Annotated in this window: 18 protein-coding genes and 1 tRNA gene; 11 read left to right on the top strand and 8 right to left on the bottom strand. The window is 69.0% G+C overall.

Features of this window, described 5'->3' with window-relative positions:
- Nucleotide 1 precedes the first annotated feature (1 nt).
- Nucleotides 2–835 carry an HTD2 family dehydratase gene (locus tag MCBMB27_RS10995; RefSeq protein WP_043357632.1) on the top strand — a complete coding sequence of 278 codons (834 nt, stop codon included), beginning with the start codon at nt 2–4 and terminating at the stop codon, nt 833–835.
- Between the two features lie 172 nt (nt 836–1,007).
- On the opposite strand, the gene MCBMB27_RS10990 is transcribed toward MCBMB27_RS10995, so the two are convergent.
- Both MCBMB27_RS10990 and ade read right to left on the bottom strand, forming a co-directional pair.
- Nucleotides 1,008–1,433, bottom strand: a complete 426-nt coding sequence (locus MCBMB27_RS10990; RefSeq protein WP_043357630.1) for an organic hydroperoxide resistance protein — start codon at nt 1,431–1,433, stop codon at nt 1,008–1,010.
- A gap of 86 nt (nt 1,434–1,519) precedes the next feature.
- Entirely contained in the window at nt 1,520–3,241 is a 1,722-nt protein-coding gene (gene ade, locus MCBMB27_RS10985; protein WP_075381930.1) for an adenine deaminase, read from the bottom strand.
- A 128-nt stretch (nt 3,242–3,369) separates the two neighbouring features.
- Here ade and ilvD point away from each other — a divergent pair, with 128 nt between their 5' ends.
- Complete coding sequence (gene ilvD, locus MCBMB27_RS10980) at nt 3,370–5,199, top strand: dihydroxy-acid dehydratase (RefSeq protein WP_043357638.1); 1,830 nt, start codon at nt 3,370–3,372, stop codon at nt 5,197–5,199.
- On the opposite strand, the gene MCBMB27_RS10975 is transcribed toward ilvD, so the two are convergent.
- The 3 genes from MCBMB27_RS10975 to fcl all read right to left on the bottom strand — a co-directional run bounded on the left by MCBMB27_RS10975 (nt 5,200) and on the right by fcl (nt 7,950).
- Entirely contained in the window at nt 5,200–5,877 is a 678-nt protein-coding gene (locus MCBMB27_RS10975) for a GDSL-type esterase/lipase family protein (RefSeq protein ID WP_043758020.1), read from the bottom strand.
- 3 nt (nt 5,878–5,880) lie between these two features.
- Complete coding sequence (locus MCBMB27_RS10970) at nt 5,881–6,903, bottom strand: lipase (protein ID WP_075380410.1); 1,023 nt, start codon at nt 6,901–6,903, stop codon at nt 5,881–5,883.
- A 75-nt stretch (nt 6,904–6,978) separates the two neighbouring features.
- A complete protein-coding gene (gene fcl / locus MCBMB27_RS10965) occupies nt 6,979–7,950 on the bottom strand; it encodes a GDP-L-fucose synthase (protein WP_053610724.1) in 972 nt (323 codons plus the stop codon).
- A 277-nt stretch (nt 7,951–8,227) separates the two neighbouring features.
- Here fcl and MCBMB27_RS10960 point away from each other — a divergent pair, with 277 nt between their 5' ends.
- The 4 genes from MCBMB27_RS10960 to MCBMB27_RS30815 all read left to right on the top strand — a co-directional run bounded on the left by MCBMB27_RS10960 (nt 8,228) and on the right by MCBMB27_RS30815 (nt 12,606).
- Complete coding sequence (locus MCBMB27_RS10960) at nt 8,228–9,808, top strand: hypothetical protein (RefSeq protein ID WP_075381929.1); 1,581 nt, start codon at nt 8,228–8,230, stop codon at nt 9,806–9,808.
- 73 nt (nt 9,809–9,881) lie between these two features.
- Nucleotides 9,882–11,405, top strand: a complete 1,524-nt coding sequence (locus MCBMB27_RS10955) for a phytoene desaturase (RefSeq protein WP_075380409.1) — start codon at nt 9,882–9,884, stop codon at nt 11,403–11,405.
- Nucleotides 11,386–12,456 carry a phytoene/squalene synthase family protein gene (locus MCBMB27_RS10950; protein WP_075380408.1) on the top strand — a complete coding sequence of 357 codons (1,071 nt, stop codon included), beginning with the start codon at nt 11,386–11,388 and terminating at the stop codon, nt 12,454–12,456. The genes MCBMB27_RS10955 and MCBMB27_RS10950 overlap by 20 nt, the downstream gene beginning before the upstream one ends.
- 21 nt (nt 12,457–12,477) lie before the next feature.
- Nucleotides 12,478–12,606 carry a hypothetical protein gene (locus MCBMB27_RS30815; protein WP_257787419.1) on the top strand — a complete coding sequence of 43 codons (129 nt, stop codon included), beginning with the start codon at nt 12,478–12,480 and terminating at the stop codon, nt 12,604–12,606.
- 207 nt (nt 12,607–12,813) lie between these two features.
- Here the strand turns inward: MCBMB27_RS30815 and hemC are convergent, their stop codons facing one another.
- Nucleotides 12,814–13,737 carry a hydroxymethylbilane synthase gene (hemC, locus tag MCBMB27_RS10945; protein WP_053610721.1) on the bottom strand — a complete coding sequence of 308 codons (924 nt, stop codon included), beginning with the start codon at nt 13,735–13,737 and terminating at the stop codon, nt 12,814–12,816.
- Between the two features lie 186 nt (nt 13,738–13,923).
- Here hemC and MCBMB27_RS10940 point away from each other — a divergent pair, with 186 nt between their 5' ends.
- The 3 genes from MCBMB27_RS10940 to MCBMB27_RS10930 all read left to right on the top strand — a co-directional run bounded on the left by MCBMB27_RS10940 (nt 13,924) and on the right by MCBMB27_RS10930 (nt 16,138).
- Nucleotides 13,924–14,844: a metallophosphoesterase gene (locus MCBMB27_RS10940; RefSeq protein WP_043379947.1), complete on the top strand. Its 921-nt coding sequence runs from the start codon at nt 13,924–13,926 to the stop codon at nt 14,842–14,844.
- Between the two features lie 201 nt (nt 14,845–15,045).
- Nucleotides 15,046–15,600 carry a tellurite resistance TerB family protein gene (locus MCBMB27_RS10935; protein ID WP_043355960.1) on the top strand — a complete coding sequence of 185 codons (555 nt, stop codon included), beginning with the start codon at nt 15,046–15,048 and terminating at the stop codon, nt 15,598–15,600.
- A 76-nt stretch (nt 15,601–15,676) separates the two neighbouring features.
- Nucleotides 15,677–16,138 (top strand): ABC transporter ATPase, encoded by a 462-nt coding sequence (locus tag MCBMB27_RS10930; RefSeq protein ID WP_075381928.1) that lies wholly within the window; start codon nt 15,677–15,679, stop codon nt 16,136–16,138.
- Nucleotides 16,139–16,176: 38 nt separating this feature from the next.
- On the opposite strand, the gene MCBMB27_RS10925 is transcribed toward MCBMB27_RS10930, so the two are convergent.
- Both MCBMB27_RS10925 and MCBMB27_RS10920 read right to left on the bottom strand, forming a co-directional pair.
- Nucleotides 16,177–17,709 carry an acyl-CoA carboxylase subunit beta gene (locus MCBMB27_RS10925; protein WP_043379941.1) on the bottom strand — a complete coding sequence of 511 codons (1,533 nt, stop codon included), beginning with the start codon at nt 17,707–17,709 and terminating at the stop codon, nt 16,177–16,179.
- Nucleotides 17,710–17,867: 158 nt separating this feature from the next.
- A tRNA-Val gene (locus tag MCBMB27_RS10920) sits at nt 17,868–17,942 on the bottom strand.
- Nucleotides 17,943–18,200: 258 nt separating this feature from the next.
- Here MCBMB27_RS10920 and MCBMB27_RS10915 point away from each other — a divergent pair.
- Nucleotides 18,201–18,542 carry an Rdx family protein gene (locus MCBMB27_RS10915; RefSeq protein WP_083683805.1) on the top strand — a complete coding sequence of 114 codons (342 nt, stop codon included), beginning with the start codon at nt 18,201–18,203 and terminating at the stop codon, nt 18,540–18,542.
- A 55-nt stretch (nt 18,543–18,597) separates the two neighbouring features.
- Complete coding sequence (locus MCBMB27_RS10910; RefSeq protein WP_081948575.1) at nt 18,598–20,814, top strand: sensor histidine kinase; 2,217 nt, start codon at nt 18,598–18,600, stop codon at nt 20,812–20,814.
- Nucleotides 20,815–20,825 lie beyond the last annotated feature (11 nt).

The raw sequence follows: 20,825 nt of genomic DNA, 5'->3' as shown, positions 1-20,825 counted from the left end.
CATGACCGATTTTGCCGCCTGGATCGGCCGGACACGCGAGGCCTCCGACCTCGTCACCCCACGCCTGATGGCCGAGTTCCGCGCGACCCTCGGGCCGCATCTCGCCCCGGTCGCCGACGGCATCGCGTGGCCGGCGCTGCACTGGTGTCTCGCCCCGGAGACGCCGGCCGCCGACGCCCTCGGGCCGGACGGCCACGTCGCGAAGGGTGGGTTCCTCCCGCCCGTGCCGTTGCCCCGGCGGATGTGGGCGGGCGGACAGATCGAGACCCTTTCGGATCTGCGCGCGGGAGACGCGGTCACCCGCACCGAGACGGTACGGGACGTCGTCTTCAAGGACGGGCGAAGCGGAAGCCTGTGCTTCGTCACCGTCGAGCACGCCGTCGCCACGGGACGGGGCGTCGCGATCCGTGAACGGCAGGACATCGTCTATCGCGAGGCGGCCGGGGCGCAGACCGGAACCGATGCCGCGCCCGAACGCGACGATCCCGATGACTACGCGGCAATCTGGGCAGTGCCCGCGACGCCGACGCTGCTGTTCCGCTATTCGGCGATGACCTTCAACGGCCACCGCTTCCACTACGATCAGCCCTACGCGACGCAGGTGGAGGGTTATGCCGATCTCGTCGTCCACGGCCCGATGCAGGCCACGCTGCTGATGAACCTCGCCGCCACGCTTCTGGGACACGTGCCGCGGATGTTCACCTATCGCGGCGTCTCGCCGATGACGGCCAACCAGACCTTTCGCGTCTGCGGCCGAACCCGCGGGTCCGGGTTCGAGGGTGTGACCCTCGATGCAGCAGGGAAGGTCTGCATGCGCGCCCGCGCCGACATGTGAGATCCGGCGCGCGAGGTCAGTGGGGAGGGCGGCCTCGTCCGGCACGGATTGCGGGCCAGCGCCATCAGCGTACGCGTCGCGGCGCCACGACGGCACAGCATCGACCCGCGGATCGAGCCCGCGGGTGGTGCGACGGCGGGCCTCGCGGACGCGAAACCCGCCGGACGCCGTCTTAGGCCAGCTTCAGACCGACGTTGACGTTGCCGCGGGTCGCGTTGGAGTACGGGCAGACCTGGTGAGCGGCGTCCACGAGCTTCTGCGCGTCGGCGCGGTCGAGGCCCGGCAGGCTGATCGTGAGATCGGCGGTGATGCCGAAACCGCCTTCGGAGCGCGGACCGATGCCGACGTCAGCCGTGACGCTGGTATCGGCCGGGACCTTGAGCTGCAGCGACGGCGCCACGGCCTTCATGGCGCCGAGGAAGCAGGCCGAGTAGCCGGAGGCGAAGAGCTGCTCCGGGTTCGCGCCCGGGCCACCCGCGCCACCGAGTTCCTTCGGCGTCGACAGCTTGACCTCGAAGCTGCCGTCGGCCGTGCGGGCGGCGCCGTCGCGGCCACCGGTGGCGGTGGCGGTGGTGCGATACTTCACATCTACGGACATAGCGATCTCCGGTTGGAGGAAGAAAGTCGGCATGTAGGCGCCGGCGGGCCTTCGCACAGCCCCATTTAAATTGCGCACAATCGAAATCAAGGGTCGATCAGGGCGAAACGGTCGACATCCACAAGCCCCCGGTCGGTGATCTTGAGATGGGGGATGACCGGGAGCGGCAGGAACGCCACCTGCAGGAAGGGCTCCGGCAGCACGACACCGAGGCCTCTGGCGGCCGACCGCAGGGTCACGAGCGACCGGCGGATGTCGTCGAACGGCATCACGCTCATCAGGCCGGCGACGGGCAGCGCGATCTCGGCGCGCACCTCGCCACCCTCGACCACGACGAAGCCGCCCTCGATCTCGCCCAGACGGTTCACGGCCACGGCCATGTCGGAATCATCCGCCCCGACGACCGTGATGTTGTGACTGTCATGCCCGACCGACGAGGCGATGGCCCCCCGCTTCAGGCCGAAGCCTTTCACGAACGCGACCCCGATGCCGCGCACCCCCGGCGCGGAGCGGCCGTGCCGTTCGACCACCGCGACCTTGATGACGTCCTGGTCCAGGTCGATTCGGCGCTCCCCGCCGGAATAGGGCAGGGCGAGGTCGTGACGCAGGGTGATGATCTGGCCCGGGATCACCCCGATCACCGGCGTCGAAGGCCCGGAGCCCGGCGCGGCGAAATCCGCGGCGCTGACCCGCCGCGCCCGCACGCTGCCGCGGCCGATCGGCTCCACGGCGGGTCGCGTGGCGAACAACGCCTCGTTCACCGGGCGTCCGGCACTGAGAACCTGGGACACGGCGCAGGTGTCGAGATCGTCAAGCACCACGAGATCGGCGCGCTGGCCGGGGGCGACGAGCCCCCGGTCGTGAAGCCCGAACGCCCGGGCCGCCGACCACGAGGCCGCACGGTAGGCGGCGAGGGGTGGGACGCCGAGGGCGATGGCGGTCCGGATGACGAAGTCGAGATGCCCCTCCTCGGCAATGTCGAGGGGGTTCCGGTCATCGGTGCAGAAGGCCAGGAACGGCGCCGTCCGCTCGGTCAGGATCGGCGCCAGCGCGTGCAGATCCTTGCAGACCGAGCCCTCTCGGATCAGCACCGTCATCCCCTTGGACAGTTTCTCCAGGGCTTCTTCCGGCGTGGTGGCCTCGTGTTCGGTGCGGATGCCGGCCGCGATGTAGGCGTTCAGTCCGAGGCCGCGCAGGAGCGGGGCGTGACCGTCGATATGCCGGCCCTGGAACGCGGCGAGCTTGTCGAGCACGCCGGGATCGGCCGCCAGCACGCCGGGGAAGTTCATGAATTCGGCGAGCCCGATGACCTTCGGGTGGCCGACGAAGGACAGCAGGTCCTGCGCGTCAATCCGCGCCCCCGAGGTTTCCAGATGGTCGGTGGCCGGGACGCAGGACGAGAGCTGCACGCGCAGGTCCATCGCCAGCGTTTCGGACGAAGCGAGGAACCATCGGAAGGCGTCCGTTCCGAGAACATTGGCCATCTCGTGCGGGTCGCAGATCCCCGTGGTGACGCCGTGGGGGAGAACGCAGCGCTCGAATTCCTGCGGGGGCATCAGCGAGGATTCGACGTGGAAATGCGTGTCGATGAAGCCCGGCACAACGACCTTGCCGGAGATGTCGATCTCCCGCGTGCCGCGATAGTGGCCGAAGGTGCCGACGATGCGGTCGCGGCAGATCGCGATATCGGAGGCGACAAGCGCCCCGGTGACGAGGTCGAGGAAACGGCCGCCCTTTAGGACGAGGTCAGCCTCCGTGCGACCCTGGCCCTGCGCGATGGCCTGCCGGAGCGATTCCACCTGTGTCATCACCATATGCTCCCTCCCTCCTGCCATCTGCCAGGAGCATGCCATGGGTGCGGCCCCTTCCGCGACGCTTGCAGAGGCGCGAGCACCGGCGCAGAAGCCTTTCACCTTTGAACCAGTCGAAGCTCTCGATGCCCGCCTATCGTTCCCGCACCACCACCCACGGCCGCAACATGGCCGGCGCCCGCGGCCTCTGGCGCGCCACCGGCATGAAGGATGCCGATTTCGGCAAGCCGATCATCGCCGTGGTGAACTCGTTCACCCAGTTCGTGCCCGGCCATGTCCACCTCAAGGATCTCGGCCAGCTGGTCGCCCGCGAGATCGAGGCCGCCGGCGGCGTCGCCAAGGAGTTCAACACCATCGCGGTGGATGACGGCATCGCCATGGGCCATGACGGGATGCTGTACTCGCTGCCGTCCCGGGAGCTGATCGCCGATTCCGTCGAGTACATGGTCAACGCGCATTGCGCCGACGCGATGGTGTGCATCTCGAACTGCGACAAGATCACACCCGGCATGCTGATGGCCAGCTTACGCCTCAACATCCCGACGGTGTTCGTCTCGGGCGGCCCGATGGAGGCCGGCAAGGTCCAGCTGCCGGGCATCGCCAGGAAGGTCGACCTCGTCGACGCGATGATCGCCGCAGCCGACGACCGCATCTCCGACGAGGATGTCGCGGTGATCGAGCGCTCGGCCTGCCCGACCTGCGGATCGTGTTCGGGCATGTTCACGGCGAATTCCATGAACTGCCTCACCGAGGCGCTGGGCCTGGCGCTGCCGGGCAACGGCTCAGTGCTCGCCACCCATGCCGACCGCAAGCGCCTGTTCGTGGAGGCCGGTCACCTCATCGTGGATCTCGCCCGCCGCCACTACGAGCAGGACGACGCGGGCGTGCTGCCGCGCGCCGTGGCGAGCTTCAAGGCGTTCGAGAACGCCATGACCCTCGACATCGCCATGGGCGGCTCGACCAACACGGTCCTCCACCTGCTGGCGGCGGCGCACGAGGGCGAGGTGCCCTTCACCATGGCCGATATCGACCGGCTGTCCCGGCGGGTGCCGGTGCTGTGCAAGGTCGCCCCTGCGGTGGCCAACGTCCATATGGAGGACGTGCACCGGGCCGGCGGCATCATGGGGATCCTCGGTGAGCTCGACCGGGCCGGTCTGATCGACACCGAGGTCGGCAACGTCTCGGCCGGCACGCTGGGCAACGCCCTTGCCCGCTGGGACGTGCGCGCCGCGCCGAGCGCGTCGGTCCAGACCTTCTACCGGGCGGCCCCGGGCGGCGTGCCGACCCAGGTGGCCTTCAGCCAGGAATCCCGCTTCGACGAGCTCGACCTCGACCGGGAAGGCGGCGTCATCCGCGATGCCGCGCACGCCTATTCGCAGGATGGCGGGCTCGCGGTCCTCTACGGCAACCTCGCCGAGCAGGGCTGCATCGTGAAGACCGCAGGCGTGGATGCCTCGATCCTGACCTTCACCGGGACGGCGCGGGTGTTCGAGAGCCAGGACGCGGCCGTCGACGGCATCCTCAACGGCAAGGTCACGGCCGGCGAGGTGGTGCTGATCCGCTACGAGGGGCCCCGCGGCGGCCCCGGCATGCAGGAGATGCTCTATCCGACGAGCTACCTGAAATCGAAGGGGCTCGGAAAGGCCTGCGCCCTCGTCACCGACGGGCGGTTCTCCGGCGGCTCCTCGGGCCTATCCATCGGCCACGTCTCGCCGGAGGCCGCCGAGGGTGGCCTGATCGGCCTCGTGCGCGATGGCGATCGGATCGCCATCGATATCCCGAACCGGCGCATTCATCTGGACGTGGATCAGGCGGAGCTGGATCGGCGGCGGATCGCGCAGGACGCGGCGGGCTGGCAGCCGGCGACCCCGCGCAAGCGCAAGGTGAGTACGGCACTGCGTGCCTATGCCATGCTGACGACCAGCGCGGCCCACGGGGCGGTACGCCGGCTCTGATCAGCGGGCGCCGAGAACCAGAACGGCGGCAGCACCGAGGAGCGCTACCGCTGCCACCGCAAGACCGATCCACCGTCGGCGGACCTTGGCTGCGCCCCGCCCCACCCCCCCGGGCGTCGGCGGCGGGATGCGCCCGAGCGCGGCGAGCATCAGCGGCTCGATGGCGGCGTAGCCGGCCGGGCTCAGATGAAGCCCGTCGGTGCCGTATTCGGGCCGGAGTCCGCCTGTCTCGGTCGCCAGCACCGCATGGTAGTCGATGAATGTCGCGCCGTGCTCGTGCGCATGGTCTCGCAACCATGCATTGACCGCCGCGATCATCGCCGGCGCGTCGCGCACCTCCGGATTCCAGGGGATGCTGGCGGCGGGCATGATCGAGCCGATCCAGGCCTTCACGCCCATGGCGCGGGCCTCGTCGAGCATGCCGGCGAGCGTTCGGGCGATCTCGTCGGCCGGGACGAAGAAGCCCTCGTTGCGGCCGATATCGTTCACACCGCACAGAAGATGCACGCCCCGGGCTCGCGTTTCCTCGAGGTCGCGCCGAAACCGCATGGTGATCCAGCGGGCCGTCTGACCGGACCCGCCGCGGGGGATCAGGTTGTAGGCCTCGAAGGTGCCGGCCCGGTGGAAGCCCCACAATTCGGTGATTGAATCCCCGATGAAGACGATCGGTTCGCGCACGGTTCAGGCCGGCGTCGCGGTCCCGAGGGTCTCGGCCACCTCCGCCTGGAGGCGGTCCGCCATCATCTGGCGGCCCTCTGAGGTCACGTGAACGATGTCCGTGAAAAGGTTTCGGGCGTCGCCTTCGAACAGGCGGCTGAGGTCCCGGGCCGCAAAGGCTGAATCCTGCGTATCCAGCCGGCCGAGAACACCCTCGAAACGTGCATACTGGCGATCGAGATAGGCCAGGAACGCGTCGGAGGCCGTGCCCGCCTCCGTGCCGACGGGCGCGCCCTTGCGGACGATCGTGGGCTGCAGGAGGAACCGAACCGGGGCACCGATGCCGGGAGCGAGCCGCGCGAGCCGCCTGAGCGCCAGCTCGAACTGCCGCACGACCTCCCATTCCCAGATCTCGGACTGCCAGTTCGTCAGCGCCCGCAGATTCTCGAGACGGTTGAAGATCATCGCCTGCAGGCCGTCATAGGACAGTGCTACCGTGTCCTCTGCGCTCTTCCTCGGGTCGAAGAAGTAATCGTAGAGACTTTCATTGGCGAAGTGATTGTATGGAACGCCGGCCCGCGGATCGAAGCTCCAGGGCTGAAAGATGTCGGTCGCTCCGCCGACGATCAGGATGACATCGGGCTGAAGATCCATCAGCCGCGTCGTGACCAGGGCGATCATCTGATTCAGGCAGGCCGAGACGGCACCGAAATTGTAGACGCGCGCCCCCGCCCCATGGGCCTGCTTCAGCCCGGTCTCCAGCCGCCCCGGCACGGTATCGGCGAAGACCTGTCCGTCGATCAGGGTGCTGTCGCCGACGACGAAGACCCGCAGCGTCTCAGATGAGGGCCGCGTATCCGCATGCACGTCGTTGCGATACCCGAGGGCGTCGTAGCGCCAGTCCTGGCCGCCCGCGACCGTCAGCGGCTTGCCGGCGAACTGGACGTACGGTGCGGGAAACCGGCTGTTCGCGTCGAAGTTCTGGAAGCTCTGCAGGAACTTCCGGCGTCGCGCATCGGCGCTGTCATCGGGTGGCCGATGGGCCATGAACCGTCTCCTCCCCGAGCGGCTGGTCGGTGGCGATGGAGTGAAAGGATGAGGCGGCCGCGCCGGCGCGGCCGTTCAGCTCCGAAGCGAGGCGTGGTTCTCGAGGAACCATCCATAGGTCTGGCGCAGCCCGTCCTCCAGGCCGATCTCCGGCCGCCAGCCCATGGCCCTGAGGCGCGACACGTCCATCAGCTTGCGCGGCGTCCCGTCGGGCTTGGTGGCGTCGAAGTCGAGCCGGCCTGCGTAGCCGATTACCTGGGCCAGCGCCTCGGCCAACTCCCGGATGGTGCAATCCTCGCCGGTGCCGACATTGATGTGCGACAGGTCCGGCCGCGTGTTGGCCGCATAGACCCCGTCGTCCATCTCCATCACGAAGACGCTGGCGCGGGCCATGTCGTCCACGTGCAGGAACTCGCGCATCGCCCGGCCGGTGCCCCAGACCGTGACCGACGGGCGGCCTTCGACCTTCGCCTCGTGCAGGCGGCGCATCAGCGCCGGCAGGACGTGGGCGTTCTCGGGATGGAAGTTGTCGTTCGGCCCGTACAGGTTCGTCGGCATGACGCTGCGGTAGCGCCGCCCGTATTGGCGGTTGTAGCTCTCGCACATCTTGATCCCGGCGATCTTGGCGATCGCGTAGGGCTCGTTGGTCGGCTCCAGAAGCCCGGTCAGGAGCGCGTCCTCGCGCATCGGCTGCGGGGCCAGCTTCGGGTAGATGCACGACGAGCCGAGGAACAGCAGCCGGTCGACATCGTGCGTGTGCGCGGCGTCGATCAGGTTCGACTGGATCAGCAGGTTCTCGTGGATGAATTCGGCGGGATAGGTGTTGTTGGCGTGGATGCCGCCGACCTTGGCGGCCGCAAGGTAGACCTGATCGATGCGGTTGTCGGCGAAGAAGCGACGGACCGCCGCCTGATCGAGAAGGTCGAGACTCTGGCGGTCGGCCGTGAGGATGCGCTCGTGGCCCAGCTCACGCAGCCGACGCACGATCGCCGAGCCCACCATGCCCCGATGGCCCGCCACGAAAATGGTCTGACCTCGACCGTCCATCACGCGTCCGTTCCCTGCCGAAAGCTCGGATTTCCAAGCCCCTATAGCCCCTTTCCGTCGGGATATCGCCGCGCAAACACGCGTTTTCTGAGGCGGCTGCCGGTGCCCCCTCGGCCGCTGGGAGAACACCTATCTGTGCGGGCACTTTCGATATCAATACAACCGAAAGTTGGCGTTAATCATTCCACTAGAAGATGCATTCTGTTCCCGCTCGCTGATCGCTGAGTTGCATGGCCGGTTCGGAACCCCGTCCCGCTGCGCAGCAATGGAGTTCCAGATGCGTCCCTCGACCCTCGTGCCGGCTCGCGCCCGGGCTGCCTGGCTCGCCGTCCCCCGCTGGTGGATCACGCCGACCATCCCGTTCACCGCCGGCCTCCTGATCTGCACGGCGCAGACGACACCGGTCCAGGCGCAGCTTCTTCGCGGCACCCTGGACACAACCGCGAGTGGCATACTGGGCACCGGCGTGACGCTCGGCACCACCGAAGCCGGGACCGGCATCCTCGGGACCGGCCTCAACGTGGGGACCACGAGCGGAGGCGTCCTCGGAACCGGTCTGGTCGTCGGCACGACTGGCCCAGGCGACGGACTGCTCGGCACCGGTCTCAACCTAGGGACGGCGAGCGGAACCGGAACTGGCGGAACTGGAGCCGCCGGCGGAACCGGCGGAAGTGTGACCGTCGGTGGGACCGGCGGAAGTGGAACAGCCGTCGGGACCGGTGGAAGTGCGACTGCCGTCGCGACCGGCGGAAGTGGAACAGCCGTCGCGACCGGCGGAAGTGCGACTGCCGTCGGGACCGGTAGAAGTGCGACTGCCGTCGGGACCGGTGGAAGTGCGACTGCCGTCGGCGGAACAGCGGGAAGCGGAGCAGCCGCCAGCTCCAATCAGGGCCTCTACATCGTCACAGGGAGCACCACGCAGTCCCAGGGCCAGACCGTAATCACCGACCTCAGGCTCTCGCAGCTGTCCAGCATCACCGGCGTCGCCGCCAACAACACCAGCGGCTTGGCCGCCCCGATCGCTGTCGGCGCCGACGCCCTCGCGGTGGGCGCCGGTTCAAGTGCGGCCGGTTCTGCATCGACCGCCGTGGGCACCGGCGCAAGCGCGGCGAATACCGGCAGCGTCGCCCTCGGCTTTGCGGCGAGCGCTCAGGGCCTCGGCGGAACGGCCATCGGTACGGCATCTGCGGCGTCGGGGGCCGGGAGCACCGCGCTCGGGTTCGTCGCCGGCGCGACCGGGACAGGTTCCACCGCCATCGGCGCGGCCGCTTCGGCCGCCGGAAACAACAGCGTCGCGCTCGGCAACGGGGCTGCCGCCGACCAAGCCAACACGATCGCCATCGGCGCCAACGTGAAGACCACGCAGGCCAACCAAGTGGCGATCGGCAATTCCGCCAACACCTACCGGCTGGCCGGCGTCGCATCTCAGGCGAGCGCTGCCGCTCAGAGCGGAGCGACGGCCTTCGTGACCACCGATGCCAGCGGCAATCTTGCGGCCTCGGCCTACGGGCCGTCGACGATCGCAGGTCTCGGGAACCGAATCGATTCGGTCCAGGGACAGGTCAACGCTTTGGAGGCCAAGACCGATTCCGTGCAGCGCTACGCCATCCAGACCCGCAAGGAGGCCCGGCAGGGCGTGGCGATGGCCATCGCGATGGCGACCGCGCCGATGCCGTCCGCGCCGGGCAAGACCACCTGGGCGACGAATGGCGCGACCTATCGAGGCGAGTGGGCCGGCGGCCTTGCGGTGGCGCACCGCTTGCCGACCTGCTGCGTCCCGATCGCGGTCACGGCCGGCATGGCCTATGGCGGCGACAACGCCGTCGGCGTCCGCGCCGGACTGGCCGGCGAGTTCTGAACGACTGGGACCCGGCACGGCGGACGGCACTTCGATCTTGCGCGTCGGTGAAAGGCCGCAGTAGTGTCAACCAATGCTGACACTCGCGGTCGACCACAGGGTTGCGCATTCGATCGATGGGCGTCCGCACGCCGTCGTCGTCGGCTCAGGCTTCGGGGGTCTCGCCGCCGCGATCCGTTTGGGTGCGCGGGGCTACCGCGTCACCGTCCTCGAACGCCTGGCCCAGGCCGGGGGCCGTGCCCGGGTCCACCGGCAGGACGGCTTCACCTTCGATGCCGGTCCGACGATCGTCACGGCCCCGCAGCTTTTCGAGGAACTCTGGCAGCTCGCCGGCCGCCAGCTCGCGGACGATGTGACGCTGGTGCCGATGGATCCGTTCTACCGGATCCGCTTCGCCGACGGGACATCCTTCGCGTACAGCGGCGACGTGGATCGCATGCGCGCCGAGGTCGCGCGCTTCGCACCGGACGACGTCGCGGGCTACGAGCGCTTCATGGCTCACAGCCGGGCCGTTTGCCGGATCGGCTTCGAGCAGCTCGGTCATGTGCCTTTCGGCAGTGTCGGATCGATGCTCAAGATCGCACCCGACCTGTTGCGCCTGTCCGGACACCGTTCCGTTTACGAGGTGGTGGCGCGGTTCATCCGCGACGAGCGGCTACGCACGGTGTTCAGCTTTCACCCGCTGCTGATCGGCGGCAACCCGTTCCGAGCCAGCGCCATCTACTGCCTGATCGCCGATCTCGAGCGGCGTTGGGGCGTCCACTTCGCCATGGGCGGGACCGGGCAGCTGGTCGACGGCTTGGTGCGTCTGATCCGGACACAGGGCGGCCGCCTCCGCCTCGGCGTCGACGTCGCGCGCATCCAGGTGGAGGAGGGCGCTGCCACGGGTGTCGTACTGACCAGCGGCGAGGTGATCGGCGCCGACCTCGTGGTCTCCAACGCCGACTCGGCCGTGACGCATGCGAGTCTGCTGCCGGAAGCGCAGCGCTGGAGCCGCACCCGGTTTCGGCGGGCCCGCTCGTCCATGGGGCTCTTCGTCTGGTATTTCGGCACCAATCGGCAGTATCCGGGGGTAGATCATCATACGATCCTGCTCGGACCGCGGTATCGCGGCCTGCTGGCCGACATCTTCGACCGGAAGGTCTTGGCCGAGGACGCGAGCCTCTACCTGCACCGGCCGACCGCCACCGACCCGAGCCTCGCCCCCCCGGGATGCGACGCCTTCTACGTCCTGGCCCCGGTGCCGAATCTCGCGGGTGGCCAGGATTGGCAGGCGCTTGCCGAACCGTATCGGCGCCGGATCGCCGCCATGCTGGAGGCGAGTGTGATGCCCGGCCTGTCGGAGTCCATCGTCACGTCCAAGGTGACGACCCCTCTGGATTTTCAGGACGATTTCCTGAGCTACCGGGGCTCGGGCTTCGGTCTGGAGCCGGTGCTGACCCAATCGGCGTGGTTCAGGCCGCACAATCGGTCGAACACCGTCCGCAACCTTTACCTGGTCGGCGCCGGCACACACCCGGGTGCGGGCCTGCCCGGCGTGCTCTCCTCTGCCCGTATCCTCGACAGCGTGGTCCCCGATGCCCGCGTTACCGCCTGAATTCGCCGCCGCGGCCGACCGCACCGCCTGCCGGGTCGCGATCCGGGCCGGTTCGAAGAGCTTCTTCGCCGCCGGCCAATTGCTGCCGGCCGAAGTCCGCGAGGCGGCCTACGGCCTCTACGCCTTCTGCCGACTCTCGGACGACCTCGTCGACGACGCGGCCGATCCGGCCGGACGACGCGACGCCGTGGCCCGCCTCGAGGCACGCATCGGCCGTGCCTATGCCGGGCGACCCGCCGACGCTCCCGCCGACCGGGCCTTCTCGGAGATCGTCGCCACGTACGCGATCCCGGAGGCCCTGCCGCGTGCCCTGATCGAAGGCTTTGCCTGGGACGCCGAAGGCCGGCGCTACGCCGATCTGGGGGCGCTCCATGCCTACGCCGCCCGTGTCGCCGGCTCCGTCGGTGCCATGATGGCGCTGATCATGGGCACCCGCGAACCGGACGCCCTGGCCCGCGCCTGCGACCTCGGCGCCGCGATGCAATTCACCAACATCGCCCGCGACGTCGGCGAGGATGCCCGGATGGGCCGTCTCTACTTGCCGCTGGACTGGATGGATGCGGCCGGGCTCGATCCGGAGGCATTCCTCGCAGATCCGCGGCCGAGCCCGGCGCTGGCCAAGGTGGTGGCCCGCCTCCTCGCCGAAGCGGACGTCCTCTATGCCCGCGCGGAGGCCGGAATCGCAGCGCTGCCGCGCGGCTGCCGGTCGTCGATCCGGGCGGCCGGATTGATCTATTCCGAGATCGGCCGCGTGGTGGCAGCGCACGACTACGATTCGGTCCAGCACCGCGCCCGGGTCGGAACGGCACGGAAGCTGGTTCTGATCGCCCGCGCAGCCCGCACGCCCGCAGTCGCGGCCGGCCTCGGCGGGCCTTCACTGCCGGAAGCCGCCTTCCTGATCGAGGCTGTCGCGCGCGAACCGCTCGTGCCGACGCGTCGGCGCCCGGCGCTGCGGCCGTGGTGGGATGTCGGCGGCCGGGTCGTGCACGTCCTCGATCTGATCGAGCGGATGCGTGAGCGCGAGACGTTCGGCCGCTCGGCGCCGTCCTGACCTGCAGCCTGGAGGACATCGGTGAGCGACGGGCTATTCGCGGCTTTCGATATCGGCCTCGTCTTCGCCCTGGCTTTTGGGGTGGGGATTTGGCAGCTCATCGTGGTCCGCCGCAGCATCCGGCGTGATCGCGATCGCAAGCCGGACTGAGGCGATCCGCACCGCACAGGTCCCGGCCGACTGGCCAGGCGCTGAAAGCGCCCCTCGGCGGATCCGGGCTCTGTCAGCGACGGGCGACGTCAGGCCCCAAATTCGCCCTCCAGCACGTCACGCTCCCCGCCACAGGGCGGCGGCCGGTCGCCATCCGCACCGGCCTGCGTGAAGGCGATCGGGAGCGTGGGTCCTGCGGCCCGTCTTCTACTGCAGGTGACGGGTATAGGTGTCGCCGGCAGCCGCCTTGAGGGCGGCTCCCGCCTCCTGGCCGATCCGCTCCGCATCCGTCACGGGCCCCTGTCGGGACGCGGACCAGTGGCGGCTGCCGTCGGGCAGGAACAGCAAGCCGTCGATCCGCAGGACATCCCCGTCGATCTGCGCCAGGGCGGCGATCGGCGTCCGGCAGGATCCATCGAGTTCCGCGAGCAGCGATCGCTCGGCCGACACCGCGATGGTGGTCCGGGCGCAGGCGATGGGCGCCAGGAGGTCGCGGATGACCGCGTCGTCCGTACGGCACTCGATGCCCAGTGCCCCCTGTGCCACGGCCGGCAGCATCTCCTCGACCGACAGGACGCTGCGGGCCATGTCTTCCAGCCCGAGGCGCTGGAGGCCCGCCAGGGCGAGCAGCGTCGCGTCGCATTCCCCGGCCTCGAGCTTGCGCATCCGGGTGTTGGCGTTGCCCCGCAGCGGCACGACCCGGAGATCGGGCCGCCGCATCAGAACCTGCGCGCCGCGGCGCAGCGACGAGGTCCCGATCCGCGCGCCCGCCGGCAGCCCCGCCAGACCATCCGCATGCGGCGACAGGAATGCGTCCCGCGGATCGTCACGTTCGAGGATGCAGGCGATGGTGAGCCCGTCGGGAAGCCAGGTCTCCACGTCCTTCATCGAGTGCACGGCGACGTCGACCTCGCCGGCGAACAGCGCCTGCTCGAGTTCCTTGGTGAACAACCCTTTGCCGCCGATCTCGGAGAGCGGCCGGTCCAGGATCTTGTCGGCCACGGTGGTCACGACCACCAACTCGGTCTCCAGGCCCGGATTGGCGGCGACGATTTGGTCCCGCACCATGCCGGTCTGCGCGAGCGCCATCGGAGAGCCGCGGGTGCCGATGCGCAGGGGGCGGTTCAACATCTGGTTCCGGATCACTTCGCTGGACGAGACACTGCCTTATAAACCGAGCGGGGCGGCAGGCCATGGTCCGTCTCGCGGTTTCGAAGCGGCAAAGCGCGATCGTGAAATCCAGTCTTGCCCCGCTTTCGCCGGACTGCGCTCCTAGCGGGACACCGGCGTAGTTCGGAGCCAACGGGTGTTGTCGCGATGCTGATCATGCCGAGCCGACGGCAAGTCCTGACGGGGCTCGCTGCAGGCGCGGGCATCACCGCCGCCACCGGCGTCTATGCCCTCGACATCGAGCCGCTGCATCGGCTGGTGGTGACATCCTATGCGCCGACCCTGCCGCGGTGGGATCCGTCGCTGCAACTACGGGTGGCGGTCCTGGCGGATTTCCACATCTGCGAGCCGTTCATGCCGTTCGACCGGGTGGCGCAGATCGTCGAAGCGACCAACGCGCTCGAACCGGATCTGGTGCTTCTGCTCGGCGATTATCCGGCCGGGCGGATCGCGTGGCGCAAGCTGCCGCTCGATCAGTTCGCCCGGATGATGACCGAACTCAAGGCGCCCCTCGGCACGCACGCGATCCTCGGCAATCACGATTGGTGGGACGACCATACGGTCCAGAGGAACGGCCGCGGCGTGCCCGCGGTCAGGCGCCTGCTGGAGGCACAGGGTATCCCGGTTCTCGAGAATCGTGCGGTGCGCCTGGTGAAGGACGGCCGGCCATTCTGGCTCGCCGGTCTCGGCGACCAACAGCCCTTCTTCGACGCGTGGAACACGTTCAGCTTGGCCGACCTGCCGCGAACGCTCGATCCGATCACCGATTCGGCACCCGTGATCCTGATGGCGCACGAGCCCGACATCTTCGTCGCCGTGCCCGACCGCGTCTCCCTGACCCTCGCCGGGCACACCCATGGCGGCCAGATTCGCCTGTTCGGCCACGCCCCCGCGATCCGCAAGGTGCAGGGACACGACTATTCCTACGGCCATGTCATCCAGGACGGCCGCCACATGATCGTCTCGGGCGGGTTCGGGATGAGCCGCATCCCGGTGCGGATGGGCGTCCCTCCCGAGATCGTCCTCCTCGAACTCGGCAAGACGGACGCGGTGACAGCCGCCAGCTGAACGCGGGGCATTCGCGGGACCGCCGCTCGACTGTCAGACGATCGATGGATCGTCGAAGCACAATCCAGCCGCGCGCAAGTCATGCGATCGGAATTTTGTAGATCAGATGATGAATTCCGGTGCCCGGAGGCTTTCGGCGGCAATTTGACACATCGAGATGTGCATGGGACCGTCCCGCATCGATTCGATCTGGGGACGTTCATGCCGATCCTGCTCGGCCTCATCGGTCTCATCGTTGCGGGACTGTTCTGGATCTTGCGGACGCACGGGACCGTCAAGGGTCTGCAGGAGGTCAACCGGGACACGAAGGGGCTCCAGCGCCGCGCCGTGTCCACCTTCGAGAACCTCGTCGGAACGCCGCTGCAGCGTGTGCGCGATCCCCGCTTGGCCGCGATCATCCTGATGATTCAGCTGGTCCGTACGGGCAGCCCCCTGACCGCCAGCGAGAAGACGCGGATCCTCGAATACATGGAGACGCCCCTGGAGGTGGAGCGGATCTCGGCGACCTTCGAGCGGGCCTGGGGCTACACGCAGGCGCGGCTTCCCTTCTCGCACGTCGCCGACGCGCTGGCTCCGCTGCTGCGCGACGCGCTGACACCGGCCGAGCGGGAGCAGTTGATCGCGATGCTGACCCAGGTGGCTGGCGCGCATTCTCCACCGAGTGAGTTGCAGCGCGAGGGCATCGCCCGCCTGAAGCGACGGCTTCTCGCCGGCGCGGGGGCCGCTCTCGACCCGCAACGGGGCGAATCCGCCTGATCCGGACCATGGCGGGTCGGAGGCGCCGAAGCGCCGGTTGGCTCGCCTTTGCGCGCCGTCGCGCTACCTCGGGGGAATGCGCGCACTCTTCCCCCTGATCGTCTTCACACTTCTCGCGGCCGGCTCAGGAACGGCTTGGGCGCAATCCTGCGACACCTTGATCGACAAGGTGACCGGCGAGACTGCGGCCAAGACTACGGATCGCCGGAGCGACTATGCCAGCTTCACGGCCGGTGAGGACATGACCCTGACCCTCGCCTGCGGCGGACCGGACCACTCGTCGGTCGGCGCCCAATATCGGGGCGCCACTCCGCCGGATCGCTATTTCGACGTGTTCGGCAAGGCCGGCCACGCGGTGACGGGCATCGATGCCTCCGTCATCACGGAGGCCGCGCACCGGGCCCAGGCCACCGCGACCAAGCTGCGCCACAGCAATGTCGATCTCGGCGGCGCTCGGGTGACCTGTTCGGCCATGGTGTCGCCCGACAAGGGTCCGCTGACCCTGTGCGCGGTGATCGAGAACAGCGACCGCAGTTGAAAGGCCGGCGGAGCGTGCCGCCGGCCACCGAGCCCGTGTCAGAGCGGGATGTTGTCGTGCTTCTTCCAGGGTTGCTCCATCTTCTTGGTGCGGAGCATGCCGAGGGCCTTGGCGATCCGGCGGCGGGTCGAGTGCGGCATGATCACCTCGTCGATGTAGCCGCGCTCGGCCGCCACGAACGGTGACAGGAAGCGGTCCTCGTACTCGCCGGTGCGGGCCGCGATCTTCTCCGGGTCGCCGATCTCGCTGCGGAAGATGATCTCCACCGCGCCCTTGGCGCCCATCACGGCGATCTGGGCGGTCGGCCAAGCGTAGTTGACGTCCGCACCGACGTGCTTGGAGGCCATGACGTCGTAGGCGCCGCCGAAGGCCTTCCGGGTGATGATCGTCACCAGCGGCACGGTCGCCTGCGAATAGGCGAAGAGCAGCTTCGCGCCGTGCTTGATCAGGCCGCCATATTCCTGGGCCGTGCCGGGCAGGAAGCCCGGCACGTCCACGAAGGTCACGATCGGGATATCGAAGGCGTCGCAGTAGCGCACGAACCGCGCGGCCTTCCGCGAGGCGTCCGAATCGAGGACGCCCGCAAGCACGAGCGGCTGATTCGCCACGAAGCCGACGGTGCGCCCCTCGATCCGGCCGAAGCCGGTGATGATGTTGCGGGCGTAGGCGGACTGGATCTCGAAGAAGTCGCCCTCATCCACGACGCGGCGGATCAACTCGCCCATATCGTAGGGCTTGTTCGGATTGTCGGGGATCAGCGTATCGAGGGATGCATCGATGCGGCTGACGTCGTCGAAGCTCGTGATCTCCGGCACGCCGTCGGTGTTGTTGGCCGGCAGGAAGTCGAGGAGGCGGCGGATCTGCAGGATCGCCTCGACGTCGTTCTCGAACGAGCCGTCGGCGATGGACGACTTGGTGGTGTGGACCTTGGCGCCGCCGAGCTCCTCGGCCGTGACGACCTCGTTGGTGACGGTCTTCACCACGTCGGGGCCGGTCACGAACATGTAGCTCGTGTCGCGGACCATGAAGATGAAGTCGGTCATGGCCGGCGAATAGACGTCGCCGCCCGCACAGGGGCCCATGATCACCGAGATCTGCGGGATCACGCCCGAAGCCATGACGTTGCGGCGGAACACCTCCCCGTAGCCGCCGAGCGCCGCAACGCCCTCCTGGATGCGGGCGCCGCCGGCGTCGAAGATGCCGATGATTGGGGCGCGCATCTTCAGCGCCATGTCCTGGACCTTCACGATCTTCTGGGCGTGCGCCTCCGACAGGGAGCCGCCGAACACCGTGAAGTCCTTGGAGAACAGGAAGACCGTGCGGCCGTTGATCGTGCCCCATCCGGTTACGACACCGTCGCCCGGGATCTTCTGCTTCTCCATGCCGAAATCGGTGGAGCGGTGCTGCACGAACATGTCGAACTCCTCGAACGACCCGTGGTCGAGGAGGAGTTCGATCCGCTCGCGCGCCGTGAGCTTGCCGCGCTTGTGCTGCGCCTCGACGCGCTTCTCACCGCCGCCGAGCCGGGCCTGCGCCCGCCGCTCTTCGAGCTTGTCGAGGATATCCTTCATGGCTGTTCCCGCCCTTCCCCTGCCCGTGACCTGCGACCCGGATCGGGCCGGGTCCAAGCTTATGCGTTCACCGATCGAGCGCCCTTAGCACGCGCATTTCGGGTGGCAAACCGACACGGTGGTCCGCGGGATCAGACCGTCTGGGGATGGGAGCGGGATGGTGGACGGTGCAGGGATCGAACCTGCGACCTTTCCCGTGTGAAGGGAACGCACTACCGCTGTGCTAACCGTCCGTACCGACGTGCCGTTTCAACGCACGCGATCGAGCCGCTCGCCCCCGAGGGCGCCGCAACCCGGTGGCCGGCGTTCTAGAGCGCGGCGGCCCGGGACGTCAAGCGCGGCCGACGATCTTTGCCGCACGGAGACGGGCCGGCGAAGCGCCTCCGCGTCCCGGATTGCCGAGTGCGGGTTCGGCCGTCGCCGGCGGCAGGCGCGCCACCACGGGCGCCGGCGAGGTTGACAAGGCCCGCGGCCCGGTGCGCTGTGGGGCCATGCACGATGGGCCAGCGGGCGCGAGACAGGGCAGCGACGTGACGGCGGCCTGCGCGACGGGGCCGGATCGGCCGCGCGTTGCGATCACCTACTGCACCCAGTGCAACTGGCTGCTGCGGGCAGCCTGGATGGCGCAGGAGCTCCTCTCAACCTTTCGCGACGATCTCGGCGAGGTCGCCCTCGTCCCAGCCTCGGGGGGCCTGTTCCGCATCACGCTGGGCGATGCGCTCCTCTGGGAACGGGTGCGGGACGGCGGCTTCCCGGACGTGAAGACCCTGAAGCAACGCGTGCGCGACCACCTCGACCCGGCGCGCGATCTCGGCCATATCGACCGATCATGAGGCGAGGGAACGGCAAGGCGCCTGCGGGGCACTGCGGGCCGGGGACGGACCCCGCTTGAGTCCGGATCACCAAGCCGAGGGGGCGGGCGTCCCGGCGATCATCCCCGCGCGCCGATCGTGGCTGTCGCGGCGGCTGCATCGCTTCGGGCGGAACGGCTTCTCGACGCAGGTCTACCTGATCGCGCTGGTGATCGCGCTGATCGGCCCGGGCCTGCTGTTCACCAGCATCCTGCTGATGCGCTACGCCTCTGCCGAGCGGGCGCGCTTCGAGCAGGACGCCCGCGAGAACGTGCGCGGCATCGGCCTGTCCCTCGACCGCGACACCGCCGGTCTGGTCTCGGTGCTCCAGACGCTGGCCACCTCGCCGCGGATCAGGCAGGGCGATTTCGAGGCGTTCGACGCCCAAGCGCGTCTCGTGCGCGAATCGATCGATCTGGACGTCCTGCTGCGCCGGCCCAACGGTCAGGAGGTGGTGAACACCGGCGTTCCCCGTGGGGCGCCGATGCCGATCGTCGCGTTCCCCTTCGATCAGGACCTCGCCCGGGGCACGCAACGGGCGATGGTGAGCGGCTACGTGCCGGGTCCGATGCCGGGCGAGGCGACCTACGCGGTGGGCGTGCCGGTGATGATCGACGGCGAGGTCGGCTACATCCTGAGCTTCACGGTGCCCCTGTCGCGCCTCCAAGGCATCCTGTCCCGTGAGGTCGTCCCGGGCTGGACCACCGGCATCAGCGACCGGGCCGGCATCGTTCTCGCCCGGCTGCCGGATCCCGAGGCGGTGGTCGGCAAGCCGCGCCTTGCCAGCCTTCGACAGGTGCAGTCGGCGACGCCCGGCGTCTGGGACGGCCAGGACCGCCAGCACAAGCCGGTGGTGGTGATCGAGGCGCGCTCGCGGCTCACCGGCTGGATGGTCGCCACCAGCATCCCGCAGACTGTCGTCGATGCGCGGGTGCGGCGCTGGATCTGGGCGTTCGCCGGTTTCGGCCTGCTGGTCCTCGCCACGTCGTCGCTCCTGGCGGTGAATCTCTGGTCGCGGGTCTCGCGCCCCCTCCGGTTGCTGGCCGCCTCCGGGCCGGCCCTGGCCCGGGGTGAGGCGATCCCGCGGGTGTCCTCACCGGTGCACGAGATCCAGCGACTCGCCGTCGTGCTGTCCGAGGCCTCGCTCCGGCTGCGGACCCGGGAAGAGGAGCGCGACCGGGCGCTGGCGGAGACCAAGCGCGGCCTGAGCGCCCTGAGCGAGAGCGAGGCGCGCTTCCGGCACATGGCCGATTCGGCGCCGGCCCTGATCTGGATGACCGACGAGACCGGGGCGGTCAGCTTCGCCAATCTTCATTTCGAGCACCTGTTCGGGCTGCCGGCCAACCAGTTCAACGACGATGGCTGGCACCAGATCGTCCATCCCGATGATCTGGACGGCTTCCGGACCGCCTTCGCGGAGGCCTTCGAGGCCCGGATCCCGTTCCGCACGGAGGCCCGGGTGATCGACCGGACGGGGGCGGTGCGCTGGCTCCAGTGCGAGGGTGTCCCGCGGCTGGACGACGGACAGAATTTCCTGGGCTACACCGGCTGCAACATCGACATCACCGACACGAAGAATGCCGAGGAGCACCTGCTGCTCCTGATCCACGAGTTGAACCACCGGGTGAAGAACACCCTGGCGACGGTCCAGTCGATCGCCGCCCAGTCGCTGCGCGGGCTGGAGGGCGCGGAGGCCGATGCGGCACGCGCCGCCTTCGAGGCGCGCCTCCTGGCCCTGGCGCGGGTCCACGATGTCCTGACGCGGGAGAGCTGGGAGGGCGCGGAACTCTCCGCGGTCGTGGCGGACGCGATCCGGCCTCTGGAGGCCGGCGCCGGCCGGGACTCGCGGTTCCAGGTCGTGGGACCGGCCCTGCGTCTGCCGCCACGGCTCGCGCTGTCCATCGCCATGGCCCTGCACGAACTCGGTACGAACGCCGTGAAGTACGGCGCGCTCTCCGCGGAGGGCGGCGTGGTCGAGATCTCGTGGACCGTCCGGCGCGCGGAGGACATGCAGCTGTCGCTGCGGTGGTCCGAGCGCGGCGGCCCGCCGGTGAAGAAGCCGACGCGGACCGGCTTCGGCTCGCGTCTGATCGAGCGCAGCCTCGCCCGGGAACTCGCCGGCGAGGTCGTCCTCAGCTACGAGCCGACCGGCGTGGTCTGCACCATCGACGCCCCGGTGCCGCCGCCGGGCCTGCTCGAGCGCAAGGGCGTCGCTGCACCGACACGGATCGCACCGTTGCCGCTCGCGGGTTAGGGGTTTCGAGA

Source organism: Methylobacterium phyllosphaerae, assembly GCF_001936175.1.
Lineage (GTDB): Bacteria > Pseudomonadota > Alphaproteobacteria > Rhizobiales > Beijerinckiaceae > Methylobacterium > Methylobacterium fujisawaense.
Note: the sequence above shows the minus strand (reverse complement) of the source record. Positions and strands in the feature narration are given on the sequence as shown.